The sequence below is a fragment of the Bacillus sp. FSL L8-0199 genome (genome assembly GCF_038005705.1).
In the GTDB taxonomy this organism is placed as follows: Bacteria; Bacillota; Bacilli; order Bacillales; family Bacillaceae_G; genus Bacillus_A; species Bacillus_A cereus.
On record NZ_JBBOTS010000001.1, the window covers coordinates 3435531 to 3459695 of the forward strand.

Genomic DNA, 24165 nt, shown 5'->3' on the forward strand with positions numbered 1-24165 from the left:
CGTCGGAAAAGGCACAAAAATTATAAATATGATTTGTACAATTAAGTAGTCGCTATGATTGTGTTTTGCCTGCAGGCTTTAGTTATCGATGAATTCATATTCACCTAGTAACTCATCAAGCTCTTCTAGTGACATTTTATTGTAACCATAATCGGAAGCTGTTTTTTCTGATTCCGTTTGATTAATACAATGATCGATTATCATTTCAAGGTTCTCTTTATACTTTTGGTTAAAATCAGCGATTAAAAATTCAGAATATTCCCCTTCGTTGAAGGTAGTGTTTATTATTAATGTATCCTCTACAATTATTGAATTAATTTCTATAGAAGCATCTCTTGCATTTTCACCACCTATACTTTCGCCAGGTGATAGCCATGATGCAGAAAATTCTTCATTGGTCGCTTTTTTACTCATTTCTCCCAAATAATTAAATAATATAGGTGCCGTTTCATCATTTAACAAATCTTGATCCTTTTTTAGGTATTTTAAAACCCCATATCCTATTCCGTTATTAGGAATTTTTCTTAAAGTCTCTTTTACCAATTTTATACTCATAGAAATTTCTTTTTCTTTACCTAAATCAAAATAGACAGGGTATATTGTAGTAAACCACCCAATAGTCCTACTAACATCTATATTTTCAATGACTTCTTCTCTTCCATGACCTTCCATGAGAATTTTCAGCCTGTTTTCTCCTGTTAAATCTCTTACTGTTACTAACAAAGCCGCTAAAAGGATATCATTTATTTGAGTATTATATGTTTTGTTTGTTTCTCCCAATAACTTTTGAGTGTTCTCCTTATTTAGTGAAATGGTTAAGGTCTTGCTATTTTTATAATCGGTCACATCTATTTCTTCATTTTTCGCTAAAAAATCTACTTTCATTTTAGATATGTCTGCCCAATATTTTTTTTCTTTTAGAAGTTTATTACCTACCGCATAATCCATTAACTTTTCTGAAAACTCCTTAAATGAATCCGTTTTAAAACCTATATCAAGTTTTTCATTGAGATATGCTTGTTTGTATAACATTTCGAAATCTTCGAATAATATTCGCCATGATACTCCATCTATTACAAGATGATGGATAGTAATAAGCAAATGATCACCCTCATTTGTTCTAAAAATGCCAAGTTTTAATATTTTACCGTCAGTAATCGAAATTTCTTTTTGTATATTTGTTGCTAGTTGACCCACTATCTCCTGTTGATTATCTTGATTCTTAATATCATGGACATATAAATCAAAGAAATCCCCATTCAAATCACGATTATATTGAATAATTTCACCATTTTCCTCTTTATAAATCATTCGTAAAACATCGTGTTTTTCACAAATTTTACGAAACACCTTTTCTACAATCTGTTCTTCAAATCCATTTTTTCTATACAGCATAAATGATTGATTATAGTGATTTAGCTCTTTATTATTTAATGCTTCGTTTAATACAAAATGTCTTTTCTGTATTGGCATTAAAGGAACATTTCCCTGAATTATTTCATAGTTGTTCTTTACTCTCGATTCATTTTTTACATACTTACTAAGATTTTTAATTTTCGGGTTTTCAAATAAATCTTTAATTTTGAGTTTAAGATTCACTTTTGATAGTTTAGAAACTATTTGTAACGCTTTTATAGAATCTCCACCAACCTCAAAAAAACTATCGTTAATTCCAATTTCTTTAATACCCAAGACATCCTGCCAAGCTGATACAAGATGTTCTTCCACTTCATTTCGAGGCGCTTCATAATCTGTTCCCTTAGAAAGGTCCCCCTCTTGTACAAGAGGCAATGCTTTTCTATCTATTTTTCCATTCGGTGTAAGAGGCATTTTATCTAATTGAATAAAAAATGAAGGAATCATATAATCTGGTAAATAATTTGACAAGTAGTCTCTTAATTCACTTGTAGTTAGCGCCTCCTTAGCTATTATGTATGCACATAAATAGGTAAAACCAGCATTATCTTTCCGATCAATTACTACCGCCTGATTTATATTTTGATTACCTAATAGTTTAGCTTCAATTTCTCCTATTTCTACCCTAAACCCTCGAACCTTTACTTGATTGTCTATTCTTCCTAAAAACTCAATATTTCCATCTGAAAGCCATCTTGCCAAATCTCCTGTTTTATACATTTTTTCACCAGGTATAAAGCCATTTGAAACAAACCTTTCATGAGTAAGATCTGGCTTGTTTAAGTATCCTTTTGCAAGACCTTTTCCACCAATGTACAATTCACCATACACCCCTATAGGTTGTGGTTCTAATAAAGAGTTTAAAACATAATATTTTGTGTTATTTAACGGCTTTCCTATAGGAGTATTTACCATTTGTGGTATATAATCGTACTCTTCTTCATAATAGCTAGAATCAATAGTTGCTTCTGTAACTCCATAGCTATTAATTACTCTCATATTCTCCCCATATCTTTTAACCAAATTTTTGTACTCATGTATAGGACAGCTATCAGAACCTAATATTAATAATCGTAATGTCGTGAGATCAAAATTATTTTCATATACATAATTCATAAAAGGTATAATAAGACTTGGAGTGGATTCAAAAATATTAATCTTATACTTCTTAATTGTCTTATATAATAAATCCAGTTCTAGCTTAATATGACTCGGTACTATATACATTGTCCCACCATTTAATAAACTTCTACATAAGTCCCCTGCAAATACATCAAACGACATACTAGCCATTTGTAATAAATTCACTTCATACTTTGACAATTCATAGTGATCTCTCCAAGTGTAATGGGCATTAACCAAATTTTTATGCTCTACTAACACACCTTTAGGGTTTCCAGTTGTTCCTGATGTATATATGATATACACTAAATCATCTGGTGAATTAATATGATTCAAATTATCTTCATCGATATCATATATATCTATATGATTTATATTTACTACTTCACCGTAGGAACCATTTTTATCCATTAGATGTTCTTGGGTAATAATAATGTCCGCATTACTATCCTCAAGCATAAATTCTATTCTCTCTGTAGGGTAATCTGGATCTATCGGCAGATATGCTCCTCCAGCTTTTAGAACCCCCAATATTCCTACAATCATTTCTACTGATCTATCCACCATTATTGCAACTATACTATTTTGTACAACACCTTTTTCTCTCAAAGTTCTAGCTAGTTTATTTGCTTTTTTATTCAATTCTTCATAGGTCAACTGCTTTTCTTCGAACACTACAGCTATATGATTTGGTGTTTTTTTAACCTGCTCTTCAAAAAGTTCGTGTATAGTACCTACTGGATATTCAACAGCAGTATCATTAAACTTGTTTAATATTATTTCTCTTTCTTCTTGTGAAAGCAAATTTATTTCACTTAATTTTTGTTCAGGATTATTAACAATTTCTTTTAAGATATTAACTACATGATTTCCAATTCTTTGTATTGTTTCTTTTTTAAATAATTTTGTGCAATACTCTAAAATAAATTCTATATGATTTGTATTTTCAATTGCCGATAAACTTAAATCAAACTTTGCCGCTTTAAAATCAATGTCATACGGTTCGATTTTTAAGCCTTTTATATTCAACTCTAGATTATCTAAATTTTGAATAGAAAACATTGTATCAAACAATGCGTTTCTACTAATATCCCTTTTTAAGGCTAGCTTTTCAACTAACTCATCAAATTGATAATCTTGATTTTCATAAGCATTTAAGGTATTTTCTTTTACTTTCTTCAAATAATCAATGAATCTGCTGTCTGCTTTAGGACGATTTCTCATCACAAGGGTATTAACAAACATACCAATAGTATTTTTTAAATCATCATGTTGTCTTCCTGCAGTTGGTGAGCCAACTATAATGTCTTCTTGTCCCGTATATTTCGAAAGTAGCGTTGTATATGCTGCTAAAAGTAGCATATACATAGTAACTCCATTTTCCCTCGCAAACATTTTAAGCTTGTTTGTTAGTTCAGAATCTATTTCAAAACTTAATCTATCTCCCTCGCTACTTTGTATTTGTGGTCTTGGAAAGTCAGTTGGCATATTCAGAACTGGTATCTCATCCTCAAATACTTTAAGCCAATATTCCTCCTGTTTCTTTATACTATCACCGTTACAAAACTTTTCTTTCCATTCTGAATAGTCTTTATATTGAATTTCTAATGGTGCTAATTTTTTTTCTCCAAATATATCTGTTAACTCTTTCATTAAAATGCTCATTGATACTCCGTCTGAAATAATATGATGCATATCAAGCATCATGATATGCACATCCTGACTAACTTGTACGATTTCTACCCTTAGAAGAGGAGCTACCTCTAAATTAAAGGGTCTTATGAATTGCGCCACTCGTTCTGCTACGTTCTCTTTCCCTAATTCACTATATTCAATTTTAAAATCTATTTCTTTTTCTATCTTTTGAACTGGTTCTCCATCAATCATTACAAAAGAAGTTCTTAATGCTTCATGTCTATCAATTAATGCTTTAAAGGCTTTTTCAAAAGTGTCCAATTGAAAGCGCCCCTTCATTTGTATAACAACTGGTAGATTGTAAGTAATTCCACTATCCTCTATTTGATTTAAAATATATAGCCTTTTTTGAGCCGATGAAAGATTATAAAATTGCTTTTCCTCAGCTTTCTTTATTTTTGAGTAAGTACTCGTTTCTTTCCCTTTTATATATTCGCCAATGCCTTTGATAGTAGGAAAATTAAATATTTGTTTTAATGGTATTTCAACATCTAATTCTTTGTGTATCTTTGATACCAATGAAAAAGCTTTTAGTGAATGTCCTCCAGCTTCAAAGAAGTTATGATTTATTCCAATTTTCTCTATACCCAAAACGTCCTTCCACACTAAAGCCAACTTCTCTTCTACTAGATTTCGAGGTGCTTCATAATGATCTTCTATAAATTTATTGAAATCTGGTTCCGGTAATGCTTTCACATCCACTTTTCCATTAAGTGTAATCGGCAATTTTTCCATCTCTATGAAATGCAAAGGAATCATGTAACCAGGAAGCTCTTTGGCAAGCAACTCTCTCACTTTATCTATGTTCAGTTCTTCATTCAAATCATTAACTGTAATAAATGCGCAAAGATATCTGTTTCCATCTATCCCCTCTTTATCAATTACTTTAGCTTCTTTTATGTTCGATTGTCTTAATAAGTGATATTCAATTTCTTCCAGTTCAATTCTAAAACCGTGAATTTTTACCTGATTATCTATTCTACCTAAAAATTCAATATTTCCATCAGGTAGCCATCTTACTAAATCTCCAGTCCGATACACTCGTTCTCCTAAACTAAAAGCATTAGACTTGAATTTTTCTTCAGTTAATTCTTTTTTATTTTTGTATCCTCGCGCTACACCTTCTCCACCTATATATAATTCACCAGGTATTCCTATCGGCAGTAATTGAGCGTTATTATCCAAAACATATAATTTATAATTGCTTAGTGGTTTACCTATAGGTACACTCATTCCCATACAATCATTGAAACTGACCTTATAATATGTTGCGCAAACAGTTGTTTCTGTAGGACCATATGAATTATAAACATCGGCAATCTCAATAATATTTTTTATATATTCATACTTTAAAACATCTCCACCACTAATAAATCTCATATTTTTATTAAGTATTAAATGCTTATTTTTATCAATTTCATTGAGTAACAGTGGTGAACAGCTTACTAAAGTCACATTATATTTTTCAATATTTTTAACTAGCTCATCTATGTTCAGATCACCAATTTTTTTACCAATGATTAATTTCCCTGAATTAGCCAAAATAGGAAATATTTCTTCCGTAAAAGCATCAAATGAAAATGAAACTACTTGTAATATAGAATCTTCTTCATTTAAAGGAATTTGCTTTGAAAATGCATAAATATAGTTAATAACGTTACGATGTGTAGTCATAACCCCTTTAGGCTTTCCACTAGAACCTGACGTATATATTAAATAAGCTAAATCAGATGAATGATTTAAATTTTCTAGGTTGTCCTTATTTAAAGAACTAATTTCTTCATCATTAAATAAAATACTTGGAACTGTTCTTACTTTGAATTGTAAGTGCTCCTGAGTAACAACTAATTTTGCTTCACTATCTTTTAGCATATATTCAATTCTTTCTTCAGGATACTCAGGGTCAATTGGTAAATATGCTGCTCCAGCTTTTAAAATCGCCAATATACCTATTATCATTTCTGGGGATTTATCCGCCATAATTCCTATTACAGTATCCGGCTTTGCACCATTTTTTCTAAGCAACCTTGCCAGTCGATTTGCTTTTTCATTTAGTTGTGTATACGTTAATTGTTCCTCTTCAAATATAACTGCAATATGATTTGGTGTTTTTTTAACCTGCTCTTCAAATACATGGTTTAAGGTCTTATTTTTAGGAAATTCAGCCATAGTATCATTAAATTTGTGTAATATGATTTCCGTTTCTTCTTCTGAAAGTAAATTTATTTCTCCTAATTTAAGCCCCGGATTATTGGTAATTTCCTTTATTACATTTACTAAATGACCTGCAAGTCTTTTGATTGTTTCTTTTTTAAATAATTTTGTGCAATATTGCAAATCAAATTTCAAATGATCTGTATATTCTATCGCCGTAAGACTTAAATCAAATTTCGCCACATTAAAATCAATATCGCAAACCTCAGTGGTTACTCCATTTATATTAAACTCAAAATTATTTTGAGTTTGTATATCAAACATCGTATCAAACAATGCGCTTCTACTTGTTTCTTTTCTTAAATTTAGTTTCTCTACTAATGTATCAAATTGATATTCTTGATTCTCATAAGCATTTAATGTGTTTTCTTTTACTTGTTTTAAATAATCAATGAATTTAGTATCTGCTTTTGGATAACTTCTCATTGCAAGGGTATTGACAAACATGCCAATTGTATTTTTTAAATCATCATGTGTTCTTCCCGCAATTGGTGAACCAACTATTATGTCCTCTTGCCTTGTATATTTAGAAAGAAGCGTTTTATATACTGCTAAAAGAAGCATATACATAGTAACTCCATTTTCCCTTGCAAACATTTTAAGCTTATTTGTTAGTTCAGAATCTATTTCAAAACCAAGCCTATCTCCCTCACTACTTTGTATTTGTGGTCTTGGAAAATCAGTTGGCATATTCAGAACTGGAATGTCACCCTCAAATACCTTGAGCCAATATTCCTCCTGCTGCTTTATGTTATCTCCTTTATAGTATTCTTTTTGCCATTCCGAATAGTCTTTATACTGAACTTTTAATGGTGCTAATTCTTTTTCTCTAACTAAATCAGCTAACTCCTTCATTAAAATGCCCATTGATACTCCATCTGAAATAATATGATGCATATCAAGCATCATGATATGCTCATTCTGATTAACACGTAAAATCTCTACCCTTAGAAGCGGCGCTATCTCTAAATCAAAAGGTCTTATAAATCGTGCCACTCGTTCTGATACGCTATCTTCTCCTAATTCACTATATTCAATTTTAAAATCTATTTCTTTTTCTATCTTTTGAACTGGTTCTCCATCAATCATTACAAAGGATGTTCTTAATGCTTCATGTCTATCAATTAGTACCTTAAAAGCATTCTCAAAAACTTGCATTTGAAAATCGCCCACGATTTTGATAACTAAAGGAATATTATATGTCGTACCTTTAGATTCCAAATTATTTAAAATAAGCATCCTTTTTTGTGCCATTGATAAGGTATAACAATTATTTTCTGATTGTTTCGCTTTTGGAATTTCATTCTTTTTTTCTATATCTTCATTTTTTAAAGCTATAATAATTTTTTCTTTATATAACTTTATTTTTCCCTTTAATTCAGCTGTTATTAGTTCACGAGGTCCAATAATTTTTATCTTCCCTTGATTCTGATATAAGAAAATGTTTGATTTTTTCAAATCATTTATAAACCCTTTAATATCCATAACTAGAATCATTCCCTTCGCGGTGCCCATTCAATTTCTCACACTATTATTAAATAACTAAAACAACTATCAAATTCCATATACATCTTTGAAATTCAAACCATTGGGCCTAGCTTAACTGCACAATCTATTCCTTTTTCTCTGCTGAGAAGAAGTATAGATTGTACAGTTTTCCTAGGATAAATCCCCTTTTCTTATAATTAAATCTGAAATCTCAAAACAATCAACATTATAGAAAATCTGCCTTTTTACACCTATTACTAATATCTTTTACCTCCAAAAGAAATGAATTTCATTTTAAACCGTTATACCTCTTCCTCAACATAATCATAAGAACTATTTTGACGATCATGTTCAGTTGATAGGATATAATTTGCTAAACCCATTACACTTGGATTCTCAAAGAAATTGTGAATGCTTATATCTGTATTTAAAACTTTATTAATAGCAGAAACAGCACTCATTAACTTCAGTGAATTTCCTCCTATTTCAAAGAAGTTATGAGAAATTCCAATAGATTTGATGCCTAGGATTTCTTCCCAAATTGAAATAATAGTCTCTTCTACAAAATTACTTGGTGGTACGTACTCTACCTCAGTTGTTACATTCCCATCAGGCTTTGGTAATGACTTTCGGTCTACTTTCCCATTTGTAGTTAGCGGTAGCTTATCAAGTTGAACAAAAAATGCAGGAATCATATACTCTGGAAGCTTTTTAGTTAGATACTTTCTAATTTCTTGAATTATTAATTCATCTTTCCATGTTTCAGAAGTAAAGTAAGCGCATATATATTTTTCACCATGAATATCATCTCTTACGATAACAATAGCTTCCTTTACTTTTTTATATTTAAGTAGCTGACTCTCTATCTCACCAAGTTCAATCCTGAAACCACGAACTTTCACTTGATGATCTATTCTACCTAAGAACTCAATATTTCCATCAGGCAACATCCTAACGAGATCCCCTGTTCGATACATTTTTTCTTCTGGTATAAATGGATTTGAGACAAACTTTTCTGCTGTCAAATCTGGTCGGTTTAAATATCCATGAGCCAATCCTGCTCCACTTAAACAAAGTTCTCCAGCTACGCCGATTGGAAGTAGTCTCTGATTTCCATCTACTATAAATGCTGAAGTATTTGCTAATGGCTTCCCAATTGGTATTGTGTCGAATTCTTCATTGATTTCATTTATACAATAATACGTAGCAAAAACAGTACTTTCTGTCGGACCGTATACATGAATCAGCTTATCTTTCCCTAAATACTCCAATGCTCGTTTTGTATGTGATACTGAAATTCTTTCACCACCAAAGAGGATTTTTCTTATATTAGATAAACACTCTATTTCTAAATCAACCAATGTATTAAATAAGGCTGTAGTTATAAACATAACACTAATTTTTTCTTCTTTTATTAATTTTGTTAGCTTACTTAAATTCAATACTGTATCTATTGATACCATCACTAATTTTGCACCATTTAACAATGCACCGTAGATGTCAAATACGGATCCATCAAAAGAATAATTTGAAAGCTGTAAAATAATATCATCTGCATCAATCTTAATATAGTTTGTGTCACGAACAACCCTTACTGCATTAGAATGTGATGTAACCACACCTTTTGGTACTCCAGTAGAGCCCGATGTATATATGATATAAGCTATGTTCTGAGAATCATTTATAGGAGCTAAATTCTCTTTACTCAATTGAAAATTCTCACTCTTATCTAAACTAACCATCTCTACATCCAATGAGGAATCATTAATGAACTTCTCCTGCGTTAATAGAATTTGAATATCACTATCTTGTATCATAAATTTAATTCTATCCTGAGGAGATTTAGGATCTATCGGCAAATAAGCTGAACCTGATTTTAAGATACCCATTATTCCAATTATCATCTCAGGGGATCTCTCAACCATAATTCCCACAATTGTATTTGCAGTAATTCCTTTATCTCGTAACCATCTAGCAACTTGATTAGACCTTTCATTTAATTCTTGATACGTCATTTTAGTGCCTTCAAATTCAACGGCAATATGATTAGGCGTTTTCTCTACCTGTTCCTCAAACAGCTGATGTATAGTCTTATCCTTCGGATAATTCGTCTTTGTATCATTAAATCTATACAATAATACATCTCGCTCTTTCTCTGGGATTATGTCTATCTCATTTAATTTCTTATCCTCATTTATAACAACTTGTTCCGTTACCTTTTTAAGATGCATTTCTATATTGTCTATTATTTCCTGTGGATAAATCTTTTCGTTATAAGTTAATTTTAATACTAACTGTTCTCCAGGAATTGCTACAATGTTGAATCCATAATTGGTTTGCTCTTCTCCCCTTATATTTTGACACATAAAACCTGTATTACTTTCTGCATGATTAAAACTACTATCATCCAGTGAATAATTTTGAAATACCATTACATGATCAATTAGATTTCTTTTTAGATCATGTAAAGATTGAATTTCAGCTAAATTTATATAGTTATATTTATTATTTTCTATTGATTCATCCTGGACATTTCTTAAAACCTCTTTAAAACTACTATCTTTTTCCATTTTAACTCGAGTCGGAATTGTATTAATGAATAATCCTACCATCGCTTCAATTCCTTCTACTTTTGCCTCTCTTCCTGATACGACTGTTCCAAATACAACATCTTCTATATTATTGTACCTCGCTAAAAGAATGCCCCAAATTGCCTGCAGTACGGTATTAAAAGTAACTTGATTTCTATTTGCGAGTTGAATAATGTTACGAGTCATTTCTTTTGAAAATTCTATCATTTTTTCTTTTCTTTTATATTCATTAACTTTATTCAAGATTTTAGGAACCTGTGCTTGTTCTTCATATCCATCCAAATAGCTCTTCCAATGTGCTAATCCTTCTTCTTTATCCTGTTCTTCCAGCCATCTTATATAATCACTATATGGTGTTGGCTCCGCTAAATGGCTATCTTCACCTTTCATCTTTCTTCCATAAACATCAAATAACTCACCTAATATAATCCCAAGACACCATCCATCTAACAATATGTGATGATGACTCCATACCAATTTATATGAATCCTGATTCATTTGAATTAAGCTAATTCTCATTAATGTGTCTTCACTTAAATTAAAGCCTTTTTGTTTATCATTTTGTAAATAATTCTCTATAAACTTTGTTTTCTGCTCAATGCTTTCGTCTTGAATATCATAATATTTGAAACCTACTTTTCTATCTTGAAGTATGACGTGTCTTGGTTCCTCCACTAATTCATACTCAAATGCTGCTCTTAATATTTCGTGTCTCCTCATTATTGTATTAAATGATTTTTCTAAAATATCTACATCTACAGTCCCTTTTATATCCATTACAATTTGTTCAAAATACATACTAGAATTTTTATCTTCTAATGCGTGGAATAACATCCCTTTTTGCATATTTGCTAACGGATATATTTTCTCAATAATAAAACCATTGTATTTTTCTTTTATTTCTTCAAGTTCTTCTAATGTTATATTTATATCTCCATAATCAAAAGGTGTTTGGTCTGGTTCTACTTTATTCGCACAGTGATTAATTATCATTTCAAGACTTTCTTTATATTTCTGATTTAAGTCCTTTATCATTTTTTCACTGTATTCTAATTTATTAAATGTTGTATGAATAACCAATTCACCATTTAAAACCATTGAATTCATTTCTATAGATGTATTCCTATTAATTTTCTTACCCACTGTTTCACCTATAGACCATTTCGATGCAGAGAATTCTCTCCTGTTAATATCTTGATCCAATTCACCTAAATAGTTAAATGAAATTGGTGCCTTTTCTTCATTCATAAATCCCTTATCTTTTGCTAAATGTTTTAATACCCCATAACCTATTCCTTTATTTGGTATTTTTCTCAAAGTTTCTTTAACTGTCTTTATGTTGGTCGAAAGTTCATTTTCATTCCCTATATCTAAAAGCACTGGATACATCGTCGTGAACCAGCCAACAGTCCTATTGATTTCGAAATTCTCTATTACGTCCTCTCTTCCATGCCCTTCCATATTTACTTTTAGCTTGTATTTCCCCGTCAATTCTCTGGTTCCAACTGCTAAAGCTGTTAATAAAATATCATTTATTTCTGTGTTATATGCCCTATTTGTATTTCTTAGTAAAGATGTAGTGAGTTCTTTATCTAATGTAATACTTACTGTACTACTATTTTCAAAGTTGTTTTTTGTGATTTCTTTCTTTTTAGGGATAAACTGTACATTCTCTTTTGATATACTTGTCCAATATTCCCTTTCTTTCATTAATTCCCTACTCACGCTATAAGCTTTTAACTTTGATGCAAATTCTTTATAGGAATCTGTTTTGAATCCTATTTCTAGCTTTTCACCCTTTTCTAGTTGTGAATATAAAGTCTCCAAATCTTCGAGTAGGATTCTCCATGATACTCCATCCACTACAAGGTGATGAATCGCAATCAGAAGATGATCTCCTTCATCAGATTTAAATATACAAAGCTTTACAAGTTTACCTTCTTTAATATCCATCTCTTTTTGAATATTTGTAGCAATTTCATATACCTTCTCTTCCTTATTCTCAACACCCTTAACATCATGAATATATAAATCAAATAGGTTCTTGTCATAACCTCTATTATATTGAATTATTTCTCCCTCTTTTTCTTTATATATCATGCGTAAAGCATCATGATGTTCCATAATTTTATTAAATACTTCTTCTATCTGTTTTTCATCAAATCCATTTTCTCTAAATAGCATGAACGATTGATTAAAATGATGTATCTCTTCTTGGTTTTTCTCAAAATACCAACTTTGTATCGGCGTTAATTCTACTTCCCCATTTACTATTTCATGAACCTTTTGTTCTTTCTTTTCTCGTTTTATATATTTTCCAAGATTTTTAATTTTTGGATTTGCAAATAAATCTTTCATTTCTAGTTTAAGACCAATTCTAGATAATCTAGATATAATTTGGATTGCCTTAATGGAATCTCCTCCAGATACAAAGAAATTATGATTAATCCCTATATCCTCTATCCCAATAATACTTCTCCAAATTTCAACGAGCTTTTCTTCCACTTCATTTCTCGGTTCCTCATACTCTACCCCAGTATTAATACTTCCATCTGGTTCAGGAAGTGCTTTTCTGTCTACTTTCCCGTTCGTTGTCAACGGAAGTTTATCTAATTTCACAAAATATCCAGGAATCATATAATCCGGAAGTTTCTGTTCTAAATATTCTCGAATTTCCCTTGCATGTAATTCTTTTTGTGAAACGATATACGCACATAAATATTGATTACTTTCCTTATCTTCTCTAGCTATAACAATCGTTTCTTCGATATCTTGATGAGTTGACAGTTGACTTTCTATTTCTCCAAGTTCAATTCGATAACCACGTATTTTCACCTGATGATCTATCCGTCCTAAAAATTCTATATTCCCATCAGGTAACCACCTTGCAAGATCTCCAGTTCGATACATAGATTTACCGTTATTAAATGGATTTTCAATAAACCTTTCAGCTGTTAATTCTAGATTATTCAAATATCCTCTTGCTATCCCCTCACCTGATACACACAGTTCCCCAGCTACTCCAATTGGCTGAAGATTATTTCCCTTGTCTATTATATATATATTAGTGTTTAAAATTGGTTTTCCAATCGGAATTACCTTATCACCGCTTATTTGATCAAACTCAATTCTATAACTTGTGGAATCTACACAACACTCTGTAGGCCCATAAACATTTGTGATATTAGGTTTAAAATCAGCAAACTTTCCAAATAAACCTTTGATTAAATAAGGCGTTAATGCCTCTCCTCCTACAATAAATTCTTTAATTTCTAATTCTTGTTCTATTTTATTTACATAGCTAAGCATTGTTAAATGTGCCGGAGTAGCATCGGATACATGTATTTTATTTGTTGCATAATACTCAATTAAACTCATTGCATTCCAACTTACTTCCTTTGGCACAACAAATAAGGTATGCCCTAAAAGTAATGTTGCAAATATTTGTTTCACCGATGCATCAAATATAAATGGTGCTAGCAACGCGACATTAACATTAGTATTGAACCTTTTATAAATTACATCATTTAACCCATTGACTAAGTTATTTACACTATTTTGTTCTATCATTACCCCTTTAGGATTCCCTGTAGAACCTGATGTATATATTACATAAGCTAAATTTCGGGGACTATTTAATTTACTGATATTCGCTCTATTTTCTTTATATTCTAATTTATCTAATTGTATAATTTGTCCATGAAAAGATATATCGCTATGAACCTCATTCGTTACGCATAGTATCTCTATATGGCTATTACGTAACATATATTCTTTTCTTGTCCTAGGATAAGTTGGATCAATCGGTAAATAAGCTCCTCCAGCTTTTAAAATCCCCATTATACCTACTATCATTTCAATAGAGCGTTCCACCATTATTCCCGTTACTACGTCAGGACCAACTCCTTTTTCGCGAAGTATATGCGCAAGGCTATTTGCCCTTTCGTTTAGCTCTTTATATGTTATACTTTGATTTTCAAAAACAAGTGCCACATTATTAGGTGTCTTCTCTACCTGTTCTTCAAAAAGCTCTGGAAGTGTTTTTTCTTTAGCATATTTTCCTTTTGTATTATTAAATTCGTTTAATAACTTACTTTTTTCTTTCTCTGTTAATATATCTATTTCACTTAATTTCTGTTCTGGATTTTCTACTACTTCTCTTAAGACGTTTATAAAATGCTCTAAAAACCTCTCTATTGTTTCCTTTTTATAGAGAGCCGTACAGTATTCAATTTCTAATCCTAATCCATCCTCTAACTCACTTACATGTATAGTAATATCAAACTTAACTATTTCCCTCTGATCTTCTAACATGCTAACCTTTAGTCCATCCAAATTTAATAGCATATTATCAGTGTGTTGAAATACCAGCATCGTATCAAATAGTGGATTTCTTGAAATGTCTCTTCTCACATTTACCTTTTCTACCAATTCTTCAAATTGATAATCCTGATTTTCATATGCTTTCAATGTATTTTCTTTTACTTCTTTTAAGTACTCTCTAAAAGATCTATTGCCCTTTGGATAATTTCTCATTGCAAGGGTATTCACAAACATTCCCATTACATTATTTAAATCTACATGTTTTCTTCCTGCAATTGGTGATCCTACTACTATATCCTCTTGCCCTGAATATTTAGAAAGCAAAGTCGTGTATCCTGCTAACATCAGCATATACATAGTAACTTCATTTTCTGTAGCCAACTTGTTTAACTGATTATAAGTTTCACTATTGATTTTTAAATTGATTCTATCTCCAGCAAAACTTCTTCTTTTTGGCCTTTTATAGTCCGTTGGCATATTTAGTACTGGTACTTCTTCATTGAACACATTCATCCAATACTTTTCTTGCTTTGTGATTTCTTCTTGAGTAAACAAGCCTCTTTGCCACTCAGAATAATCTTTATATTGAATGCTTAATGGAGATAATTTTTGACCATTATATAATTCAGCTAATTCCTGCATGAAAATCCCCATTGATACACCATCTGAAATGATATGATGCATATCTAATACCATCACGTGCTCATCATCTGTAACATGTATGATTTCAACCCGTAAAAGAGGAGCCTTCTCCAAATCAAACGGTTTAACAAATCCATTGATTATATCATCTAGTTTATTGGTACCCATTTCTCTATACGTCACTTGGAAATTTATGTCTTTTTCAATCTTTTGAACTGGTTCACCATCTACCATTACAAAAGAAGTTCTTAAAGATTCATGTCTTTCGATTAATTTACGGAAAGCCTGTTCAAGCTGATGAACATCCAAATCACCTTTTATTTTCATAGCGAAAGGCATATTATAAGATACTCCGCTACCCTCTATTTTGTTTAAAATGTAGAGTCTTCTTTGGGCAGATGAAAGCGGATAATAATCTTGTTCTTCTACTTTTTTGATGGATGCATATACACTTTCTTTTGTAGAGTTAATAAATTCTCCAATCTCTTTTATAGTAGGTACTTGGAATATTTGTCCTAAAGGTATCTCCACCATAAGTTCCTTATGGATTCTAGAAACCATCGTAGTCGCTTTCAGTGAATGGCCTCCAATTTCAAAAAAGTTGTGTTGAATTCCTATGTTTTCTATATCTAAAATATCTTGCCAAATGGATACAAGCTTTTCTTCGACTGTATTCCTTGGCGCCTCATACTCTACTACTCCTGCAACCGAACTTCCATCAGGACTTGGTAAAGCCTTTCGATCCACTTTCCCATTTGTAGTAAGTGGTAGCTTGTCTAGCTGAACAAAAAAAGCAGGAATCATATACTCTGGTAACTCTTTTGTCAAAAACTTTCGAATTTCTTGAACCCTAGTCTCGCCCTTCGATGTTTCGGAAGTAAAGTACGCACATAAATATTGATGATTATTATTATCTTCTCTTGCGATAACAACAGCTTCTTTTACTTCCTTATGTTTTAGAAGTTGACTCTCTATCTCACCCAGTTCAATCCTGAAACCACGAATTTTCACTTGATGGTCAATTCTTCCTAAAAACTCAATATTTCCATCAGGTAACATTCTCACAAGGTCTCCTGTTCGATACATTCTCTCTCCTGGAATGAACGGATTTGAAATGAATTTTTCTGCTGTGAGCTCTGGTCTATTTAAATATCCACGGGCCAAACCTTCTCCGCTGATACAAAGCTCGCCTGGCACTCCCAATGGACAAAGCCCATTAGATTCGTTTAAAATAAAGACTTTTGTATTACATATTGGTTTTCCTATCGGTATATTGTCATAAGAATTTTCTATAATAAAGCTTGTTGTTACTACTGAATTCTCTGTAGGACCATAGTTATTAACAATCTGGTAACTTTTATTTTCAAAATAATTTAGTTTATCTCCACCTGTTAATAATCTTCTTAAAGATGTATTCTCAAGCATTAAAAATTGTTCACATACTTGTGTAGGTAAAAAGCTTATTGAAATCTCTTTTTCAATAAAATATTTGTTTAATTTCGTAATATCTAATTTTAAATTATCATTTATAATATGAATCTCTGAACCCGCTATGATATAAGGAAATACTTCCCAAGCAAATGCATCAAAACTTATACTTGCATAACTAGCATTTTTATCAGTTTCACTTATTTTATTGAAGGAATTATGCCAATTACATAAGTTCACCAATGAATGATGCTCCACCATAACTCCTTTTGGCTTTCCAGTAGAACCAGATGTATAAATGACATAGACTAAATCTTTACTGCTGCTATCAATACGTAAGTTCTCGGTTCCGTATTTAAACAAATGCTCATTATGAATATTAATAATGCTAATATCATCAACTTCTGTACAATCAACTAAATTAATTAATTTATCCTGGGTCAATAATATTTCAGTTTGACTATCTTGAAGTATATATTTAATTCTATCTATAGGATATGTAGGATCAATTGGTAAATACGCACCACCAGCTTTTAGAATTCCCATAATTCCCACAATCACATCAACCGAACGTTCTAATAATATTCCTACTATTTTATCAGAACCAACACCATTTTCTCTTAACGCTCTTGCCAATTGATTAGATTTTTCATTTAACTCCCTATATGTCAATTGCTTATCTTCAAAAACAACTGCAATGCTATCTGGCGTTCGTTCTACTTGTTCTTCAAATAACTTGTGTATTAACTGGTTTTTAGAGAAATCTACATTTGTATCGTTATGTTCATACAATAAAAAGCGCTTTTCTTCTTGTGGGATCATATCTATTTTATTTACACTTATCGAAAGATTTCCTGATATTTCTCTCAGAATATTAATATAATTTTCTGTCATTCTTAATATTGTGTCTCTTTTGAATAATCCAGTACTATATTCGACATTTAACACGATCTCATCGTCATAATCTAAAATATTAAAAGTGATATCGAATTTTGCATTATCTAATTCAAATATAATTGGACTAAGATTTAAAGCACCTTGCTTCTTAGTAAATAATTTAGCGTCTTCCAATACAAACATGGTATCAAATAAAGGGTTTCTATTAGAGTCTCTTTCATAGTCTATACTGCGAATTAGTTCGTCAAACTGATACTCTGAGTTTTCAAATGCTGTAATTGTATTTTCTTTTACCTGTTCCAAAATTTCTTTAAAACTTTTTGTAGCATCTATATTGTTTCTTAAAGCAATAGTGTTAACGAACACACCAAAAATATTTTGTAAATCTTGATGTAACCTACCTGATGCAGCTGTTCCGACAACAATATCAGTTTTTCCAGTATATTTGTGAAGTAATATATGATAAGCGCTAAGCATAAGCATATATAAAGTTGACCCTGTATCCTTAGCTACCCTTCTTATCTGTTCAGATAACTCTTTTTCTATATGAAAGTATGCATTTTCTCCTGCAAAGGTATCAATATTTTCTTTTCTATAATCATAAGGTAATTCTAATTTAGATGGCAGATGACTGTATAAATTCAGCCAATATTGCTCTTGTTTTTTTATAGCATTAGATTGATTATACGTATTATTCCATTCTACATAATCCTTGTATTGTATATTTATCTTAGGTAGATCAAGATTGTTATATAAATCGAGTATTTCATTCATAAATATTCCTTGTGATACCCCATCTGCTATTATGTGATGGAAGTTAACAACCAATATATGCTTCTCTACTCCGATTTTAATTAGTTTAGCTCTCATTAATGATGGTTTATTTAAATCAAAAGGCTTTGTTGATTCCTTACACATTTTGCTAGTTAAATCTCTTAAACCTTCATCATCTGTTACGACTATATCTAAACATTGGTATTCCAAATCAAAATCAACTTTATCATAAACCCTTTGAACTAATTCATTATCTAATACTTCAAATCCTGTTCTCAGGATTTCATGTCTATCTATAAATTTTCTAAATGCTTTTTCAAGTCTATTACATTCGATTTCACCTTCGACAAGTAACGCCATAGGAATATGATATGCTCCTCTATTATTTTCCATCATAGAAAGCATGTACATTCGTTTTTGAGAAGGCGATGTAGCATAATAATCCTTTTTCGATACCCTTTCAATCCTATTTCCCCTATGATTGTCTTGGCTATTTTTCAAATATTGATCTAATACCTTTATAGTGTCATTTTTAAATATTTCTCCTATCGGCACCTCTATATTCATTCTCTTTTTAATTTCAGTAACAATCGATATCGCTTTTAATGAATCTCCGCCTATTTCATAGTAATTAGTATCTATTCCTATGTTTTCTATTTCGAATACATCTTTCCATATATCTAATATTTGGGCTTGAGTTTCATTTTCTGATTCTTCACATGTAGTTGCTGCAACTTCATCTAGTTCATGATTTTTTATTAATTCCCCCAAAATACTCTTATTTACTTTTCCATTTACAGTCAATGGTATTTCATCTATTTTGAAAAATCTTGATGGAATCATATAATTCGGGAGCTGATTTTGCAAATATTGTTTTAGTTCATTTGGGTTTATGTCTTCATCTGAAACTACAAAAGCATACAGGCTTTTCATTTTATTATCGTTTGTATAGTCAATTACTACTGTTTTATTTACACCTTTATATTTGATTATACAATTTTCAATTTCCCCTAATTCTACCCTATATCCCCTTATCTTAACTTGACTGTCTTTTCTTCCTAAAAATTCGACATATCCGTCCTCTTTTAACACGCCATAATCACCGGTTTTGTAAATATATCCTAATTCTTCGTGCAAAATAAATGACATCTTAGTTTTTTCAATATCATTTATATATCCACTTGCTACTCCCACTCCACCAATGTACAATTCTCCCTCTACATCTACGGGACACAATTGCTTGTTTTGATTCAATACATAAATTTTCTGGTTAGCCAACGGCATTCCATATGGTATACTTTTCCAATCATCCTTAATTTCCTTAATAGGGTAATATATGGACCATATTGACCCCTCAGTTGCTCCACCTAAGCTAATAACTTCCGCATTTTTGAAAGTTTTCTTTATCTTCTGAGGAAGTTCCAGCGGTATCCAGTCCCCACTAAGCAATACAAGCCTTAGACTATCATCCTGTTCACTATCATTATATAAGTCCACTGTCAGTTCCATAATTGCTGGAACTGAGTTCCAAATTGTGATTCCTTCTTTCTTTACAACTTTTTTTAGGTTATATACATCCCTTTGATCATCTATAATTACAAGGGCCGCTCCACAGCTCAATGCACCAAAAACATCATAAACTGACAAATCAAAGCACAGTGAAGAAATCCCCATAATTTTATCATTTTCTGTCACACAGAATTTTTCGTTAATATCTATAATTGTATTTGTTGCTGCACCATGAGTTATTTGAACTCCTTTAGGTTTTCCTGTACTACCAGAAGTAAAAATAACATATGCCATATCTGTTTCATCTACTTTTATATTGACTTCATCACCAGAATATTCCCTAATATTTTCATCTTTATAGGTAGAAGGTGTTATAAAGAACTTACAATTACTTTTCTTTTTTATATATTCTTTTCTTTCTTCAGGATAATCAGGATCAAGCGGTATATATGCTGCTCCAGCCTTTAAGACAGCAAACAAATTTATAATGGTATCTATACATCGCTTACCTATCACACCAATGTAATCACCTTTTCTAACTCCCTTATCCATTAAGTATCTTGCAATTTGATTCGATTTTTCATTTAGTTCTTTATAAGTTATCGAATCATCATGATGAATTACAGCTACCTTATCAGGTACTAGTTTTGCTCGATTCACAAACATTTCATGTAAAGTACACTTATCAAACTTTTTGTTTGTATCATTATAGGTTTCAATAACTTTTATGCTATTCTCACTAAGGTTAATACCTGACACTTGATCATTAAATATAACCTGATTTAATACATTTATATATTGTTCAAACATTGATTTAATAACATTGATCTCAAATAATTGTTCAACGTAATCCCATGTAATATATAAACCTCCATTTAATTCATAAACTTGGTTATCTATATAAACTTGGGATGTTCTTGTACTAAAAAATTTAATTTTTTCAAAATCTATCAAATGATTAAATGAATCATCTGAGTCCTCACTCAATACACTTGTAAATACAATAGGCATTATAGCTTGATTAACCATTCTATGTTTTTTCCCAATAGCTCTTATAAAATCCACACCATCATAATGTCTATGTTCAAGGGCTTCTAACAATGTATCCTGTACCTTCGCAGCAAATTTCCAAAATGACTCAATACTATCTTTCGCATTAATATCTAATAACATTAGAGTTGTGAAATCCCCAATGATTTTTTTTACGTCTTGATGAAACGGTATCCGATTAAAAACAGTTAAATTTACTGCAAATTGACTCTGATTACTCCAATATGCTAAGACATAAGCATATGCAGCACATAAAACCGATGTAGGGGTAAGATTTTTTTCTCTTGCTTTTTGTTTTAATCTATTCCACGTTTCACGTTCTAAAAATTCCGAACATTTATTGAATGTAGGTTTTTCAATTTCTAATGGGTTGCATTTTAAAGGCAATGCTGGTGCACTTGGGAAATTATCCAATTTATTTAACCAGTACTTCTCATCTTTTTTATATCGATTAGATTGCCTAAATTCATTGGTTGCTAAAACATAGTCTCTAAAATTATACTCCAGCTCAGGCAGCTGCAGACTTGGCTGATTGTAAAACATTTTAAATTCCTTGATTAATATTTTCATGCTACTGTCATCACAAATTAGCGGATCTATATTTAAACAAAAATATTTTTGATTATTGGGTAATATAAATGCTTTTATCTCAAATAATGGCCAAGTACTTGGATCTATGATTTTAGCTATCATTTTTTGTCTTTGTTCCAATATACGTATCATTATATCTTCTTGATTTAAATGCCTTACATCTACTGTGTCTACAGAATAAAGAAGTTCTCCTTCTAAGATTCTTTGTGTTCCATTTTCAAAAACTATTGTTCTTAGTATTGGATGTCTATTAATTAATTTTTGTAATGCACTATTAAACCTATCTATATTAATATCTATTTCAAATTCAACCGTTAAATTTGTAGCTGCTCCACCAATTTCAAAAGCCGGATCTCTACCTATTAAATAGGCTAATTGTATACCTGTAAGTGGGAAAGGTTCATGTAAATTCTTTAAATCTGTAGTTTTTGTAAATTGTCGGTTCTCAATAATTTCTCCCTTGTTCGTTTCGATGTAAGCACTTATTTTCTTTATTGTGGATAATCTAAACAGTTCCTTTAATGGTAAATCAACACTTAACCTATCATTCATTTTAGATAAAAGCTCCATTGCGTTTATCGAATGCCCACCAAGAACTGCAAAACTGTCATTAATACCAACTTTATTTATATTCAAAGTTTCCTGCCACATTAAAACGAGCTGTTTTTCAATCTCACTTCTTGGTTCCTCATATTCAACCTCGGTATTAAAACTTCGATCTGGTTCAGGTAAAGACTTTTTATCTATTTTTCCATTTGCTGTTAACGGCATTTTATCTAACTTAAGAAAATAAGTAGGAATCATATAATCAGGTAACTTTTCACCTAAAAATTTTCTTAATTCTTCAACAGTAACTTCTCCTACTAATGTTAGATATGCACAAATATAATTGCTCTTGTCCTTTTCTTCTCTTGCTACAACTACAGTTTCTTTTACATTTGGATGCTTTAATAACTGACTCTCTATCTCTCCAAGTTCAATCCTAAATCCCCGAACCTTTACTTGATGGTCAATTCTTCCTATAAATTCAATATTCCCATCAGGTAACCACCTTGCCAAATCTCCTGTGCGATATAAACGCTCTCCTTCTGCAAATGGGTTTTTAACGAATTTCTCTAATGTTAGCTGCTCATTATTTAAGTACCCTTTAGTTAATCCATCACCAGAAATACAAAGTTCTCCAGGTTCACCAATAGGAAGTAAATTTTTCTTTTCATCTACTATGTAAACTGAAGTATTTGCTAACGGTTTACCTATAGGTAGAGTGTCAACATCCTCATCTATTTCATTTATAAAGTAATATGTGGCAAAAACAGTACTTTCCGTTGGTCCGTATACATGAATGAGTTTATCTTTCCCCAGAAATTCTAATGCTTTTCTTGCATGGGAGACAGAAATTCTTTCTCCACCAAATAATATTTTTCTCATATTGATTAAACAATCTATTTTGATATCTACAAGCGCATTAAATAAAGCAGTTGTAATAAACATCACGTTTATGTTTTCTTGCTTAATTATATTTCCAAGCTTATTTATATCCGTGACTGTATCTTTTTCTATCACTACTAATTTCGCCCCATTTAACAGAGCACCATATATATCAAAAATTGATCCATCAAAAGAATAATTCGAAAGCTGCAGAATGGTATCATTATTATTTATTTCTATGTAATTTGTATTTCGAACGACTCTGATAGCACTATAATGCGAAATGATAACTCCCTTTGGTATTCCAGTAGAACCCGATGTATAAATAATATAAGCTGTATCATCAAAACGATTTATATGTTTCAGATTACCTGTACTTAAGTCACTTGAATCTAGCTCGTCCAAATTGATTATTTCTAAATCATATTCGATTTTCTTAATGAATTTCTCTTGAGTCAATAAAATCATGGTATGACTATCCCGTAAAATATAATCAATTCTTGCTTTTGGAGTATCAGGATCAATTGGGAGGTAAGCTGCTCCAGATTTTAAAATACCCATTATTCCAATTATCATTTCAAGTGATCTATCAATCATTAATCCTATAATAGCATCTGTATTAACGCCCTTATTCCTTAACATCCTTGCTAATTGATTGGATTTCTCGTTAAGTTGCCTGTATGTGAGTTGTTTATCTTTAAACACAACTGCAATATTCTCAGGTGTTCTCTCCACTTGTTCTTCAAATAGCTGGTTTATGGTCTTATTTCTTGGATAATCGTTTTTTGTGGAATTGAATTTATTTAATATCATATCTTGCTCTGCTACTGTAATCTCATCGTAAGTTCTTGTCCCATCCTTGTTTATTTCACCAGAATTCTTAATAGACATGTTGGATTTCCCCTTTTTTAGTAATTATCCATTACCAAAATTATTTATTATTTTATTACTGTTAAAAATATAGAGAATGAATTAAATAAAAAATTCATCGTTCATA

At 31.1% G+C, this 24165-nt stretch carries 2 protein-coding genes; both read right to left on the reverse strand.

Translation table 11 applies throughout. The features are described 5' to 3' along the window. Nucleotides 1-78: 78 nt before the first annotated feature. A complete protein-coding gene (locus NST86_RS17755) occupies nucleotides 79-7932 on the reverse strand; it encodes a non-ribosomal peptide synthetase (protein ID WP_140159079.1) in 7854 nt (2617 codons plus the stop codon). Nucleotides 7933-8237: 305 nt separating this feature from the next. After that, complete coding sequence (locus tag NST86_RS17760; RefSeq protein ID WP_227593255.1) at nucleotides 8238-24059, reverse strand: non-ribosomal peptide synthetase; 15822 nt, start codon at nucleotides 24057-24059, stop codon at nucleotides 8238-8240. Nucleotides 24060-24165 lie beyond the last annotated feature (106 nt).

Excerpts from the sequence above, each read along its gene's own strand:
- NST86_RS17755 (WP_140159079.1), bottom strand. The coding sequence starts at position 7,932 with ATGGATATTAAAGGGTTTATAAATGATTTGAAAAAATCAAACATTTTC.
- NST86_RS17760 (WP_227593255.1), bottom strand. The coding sequence starts at position 24,059 with ATGTCTATTAAGAATTCTGGTGAAATAAACAAGGATGGGACAAGAACT.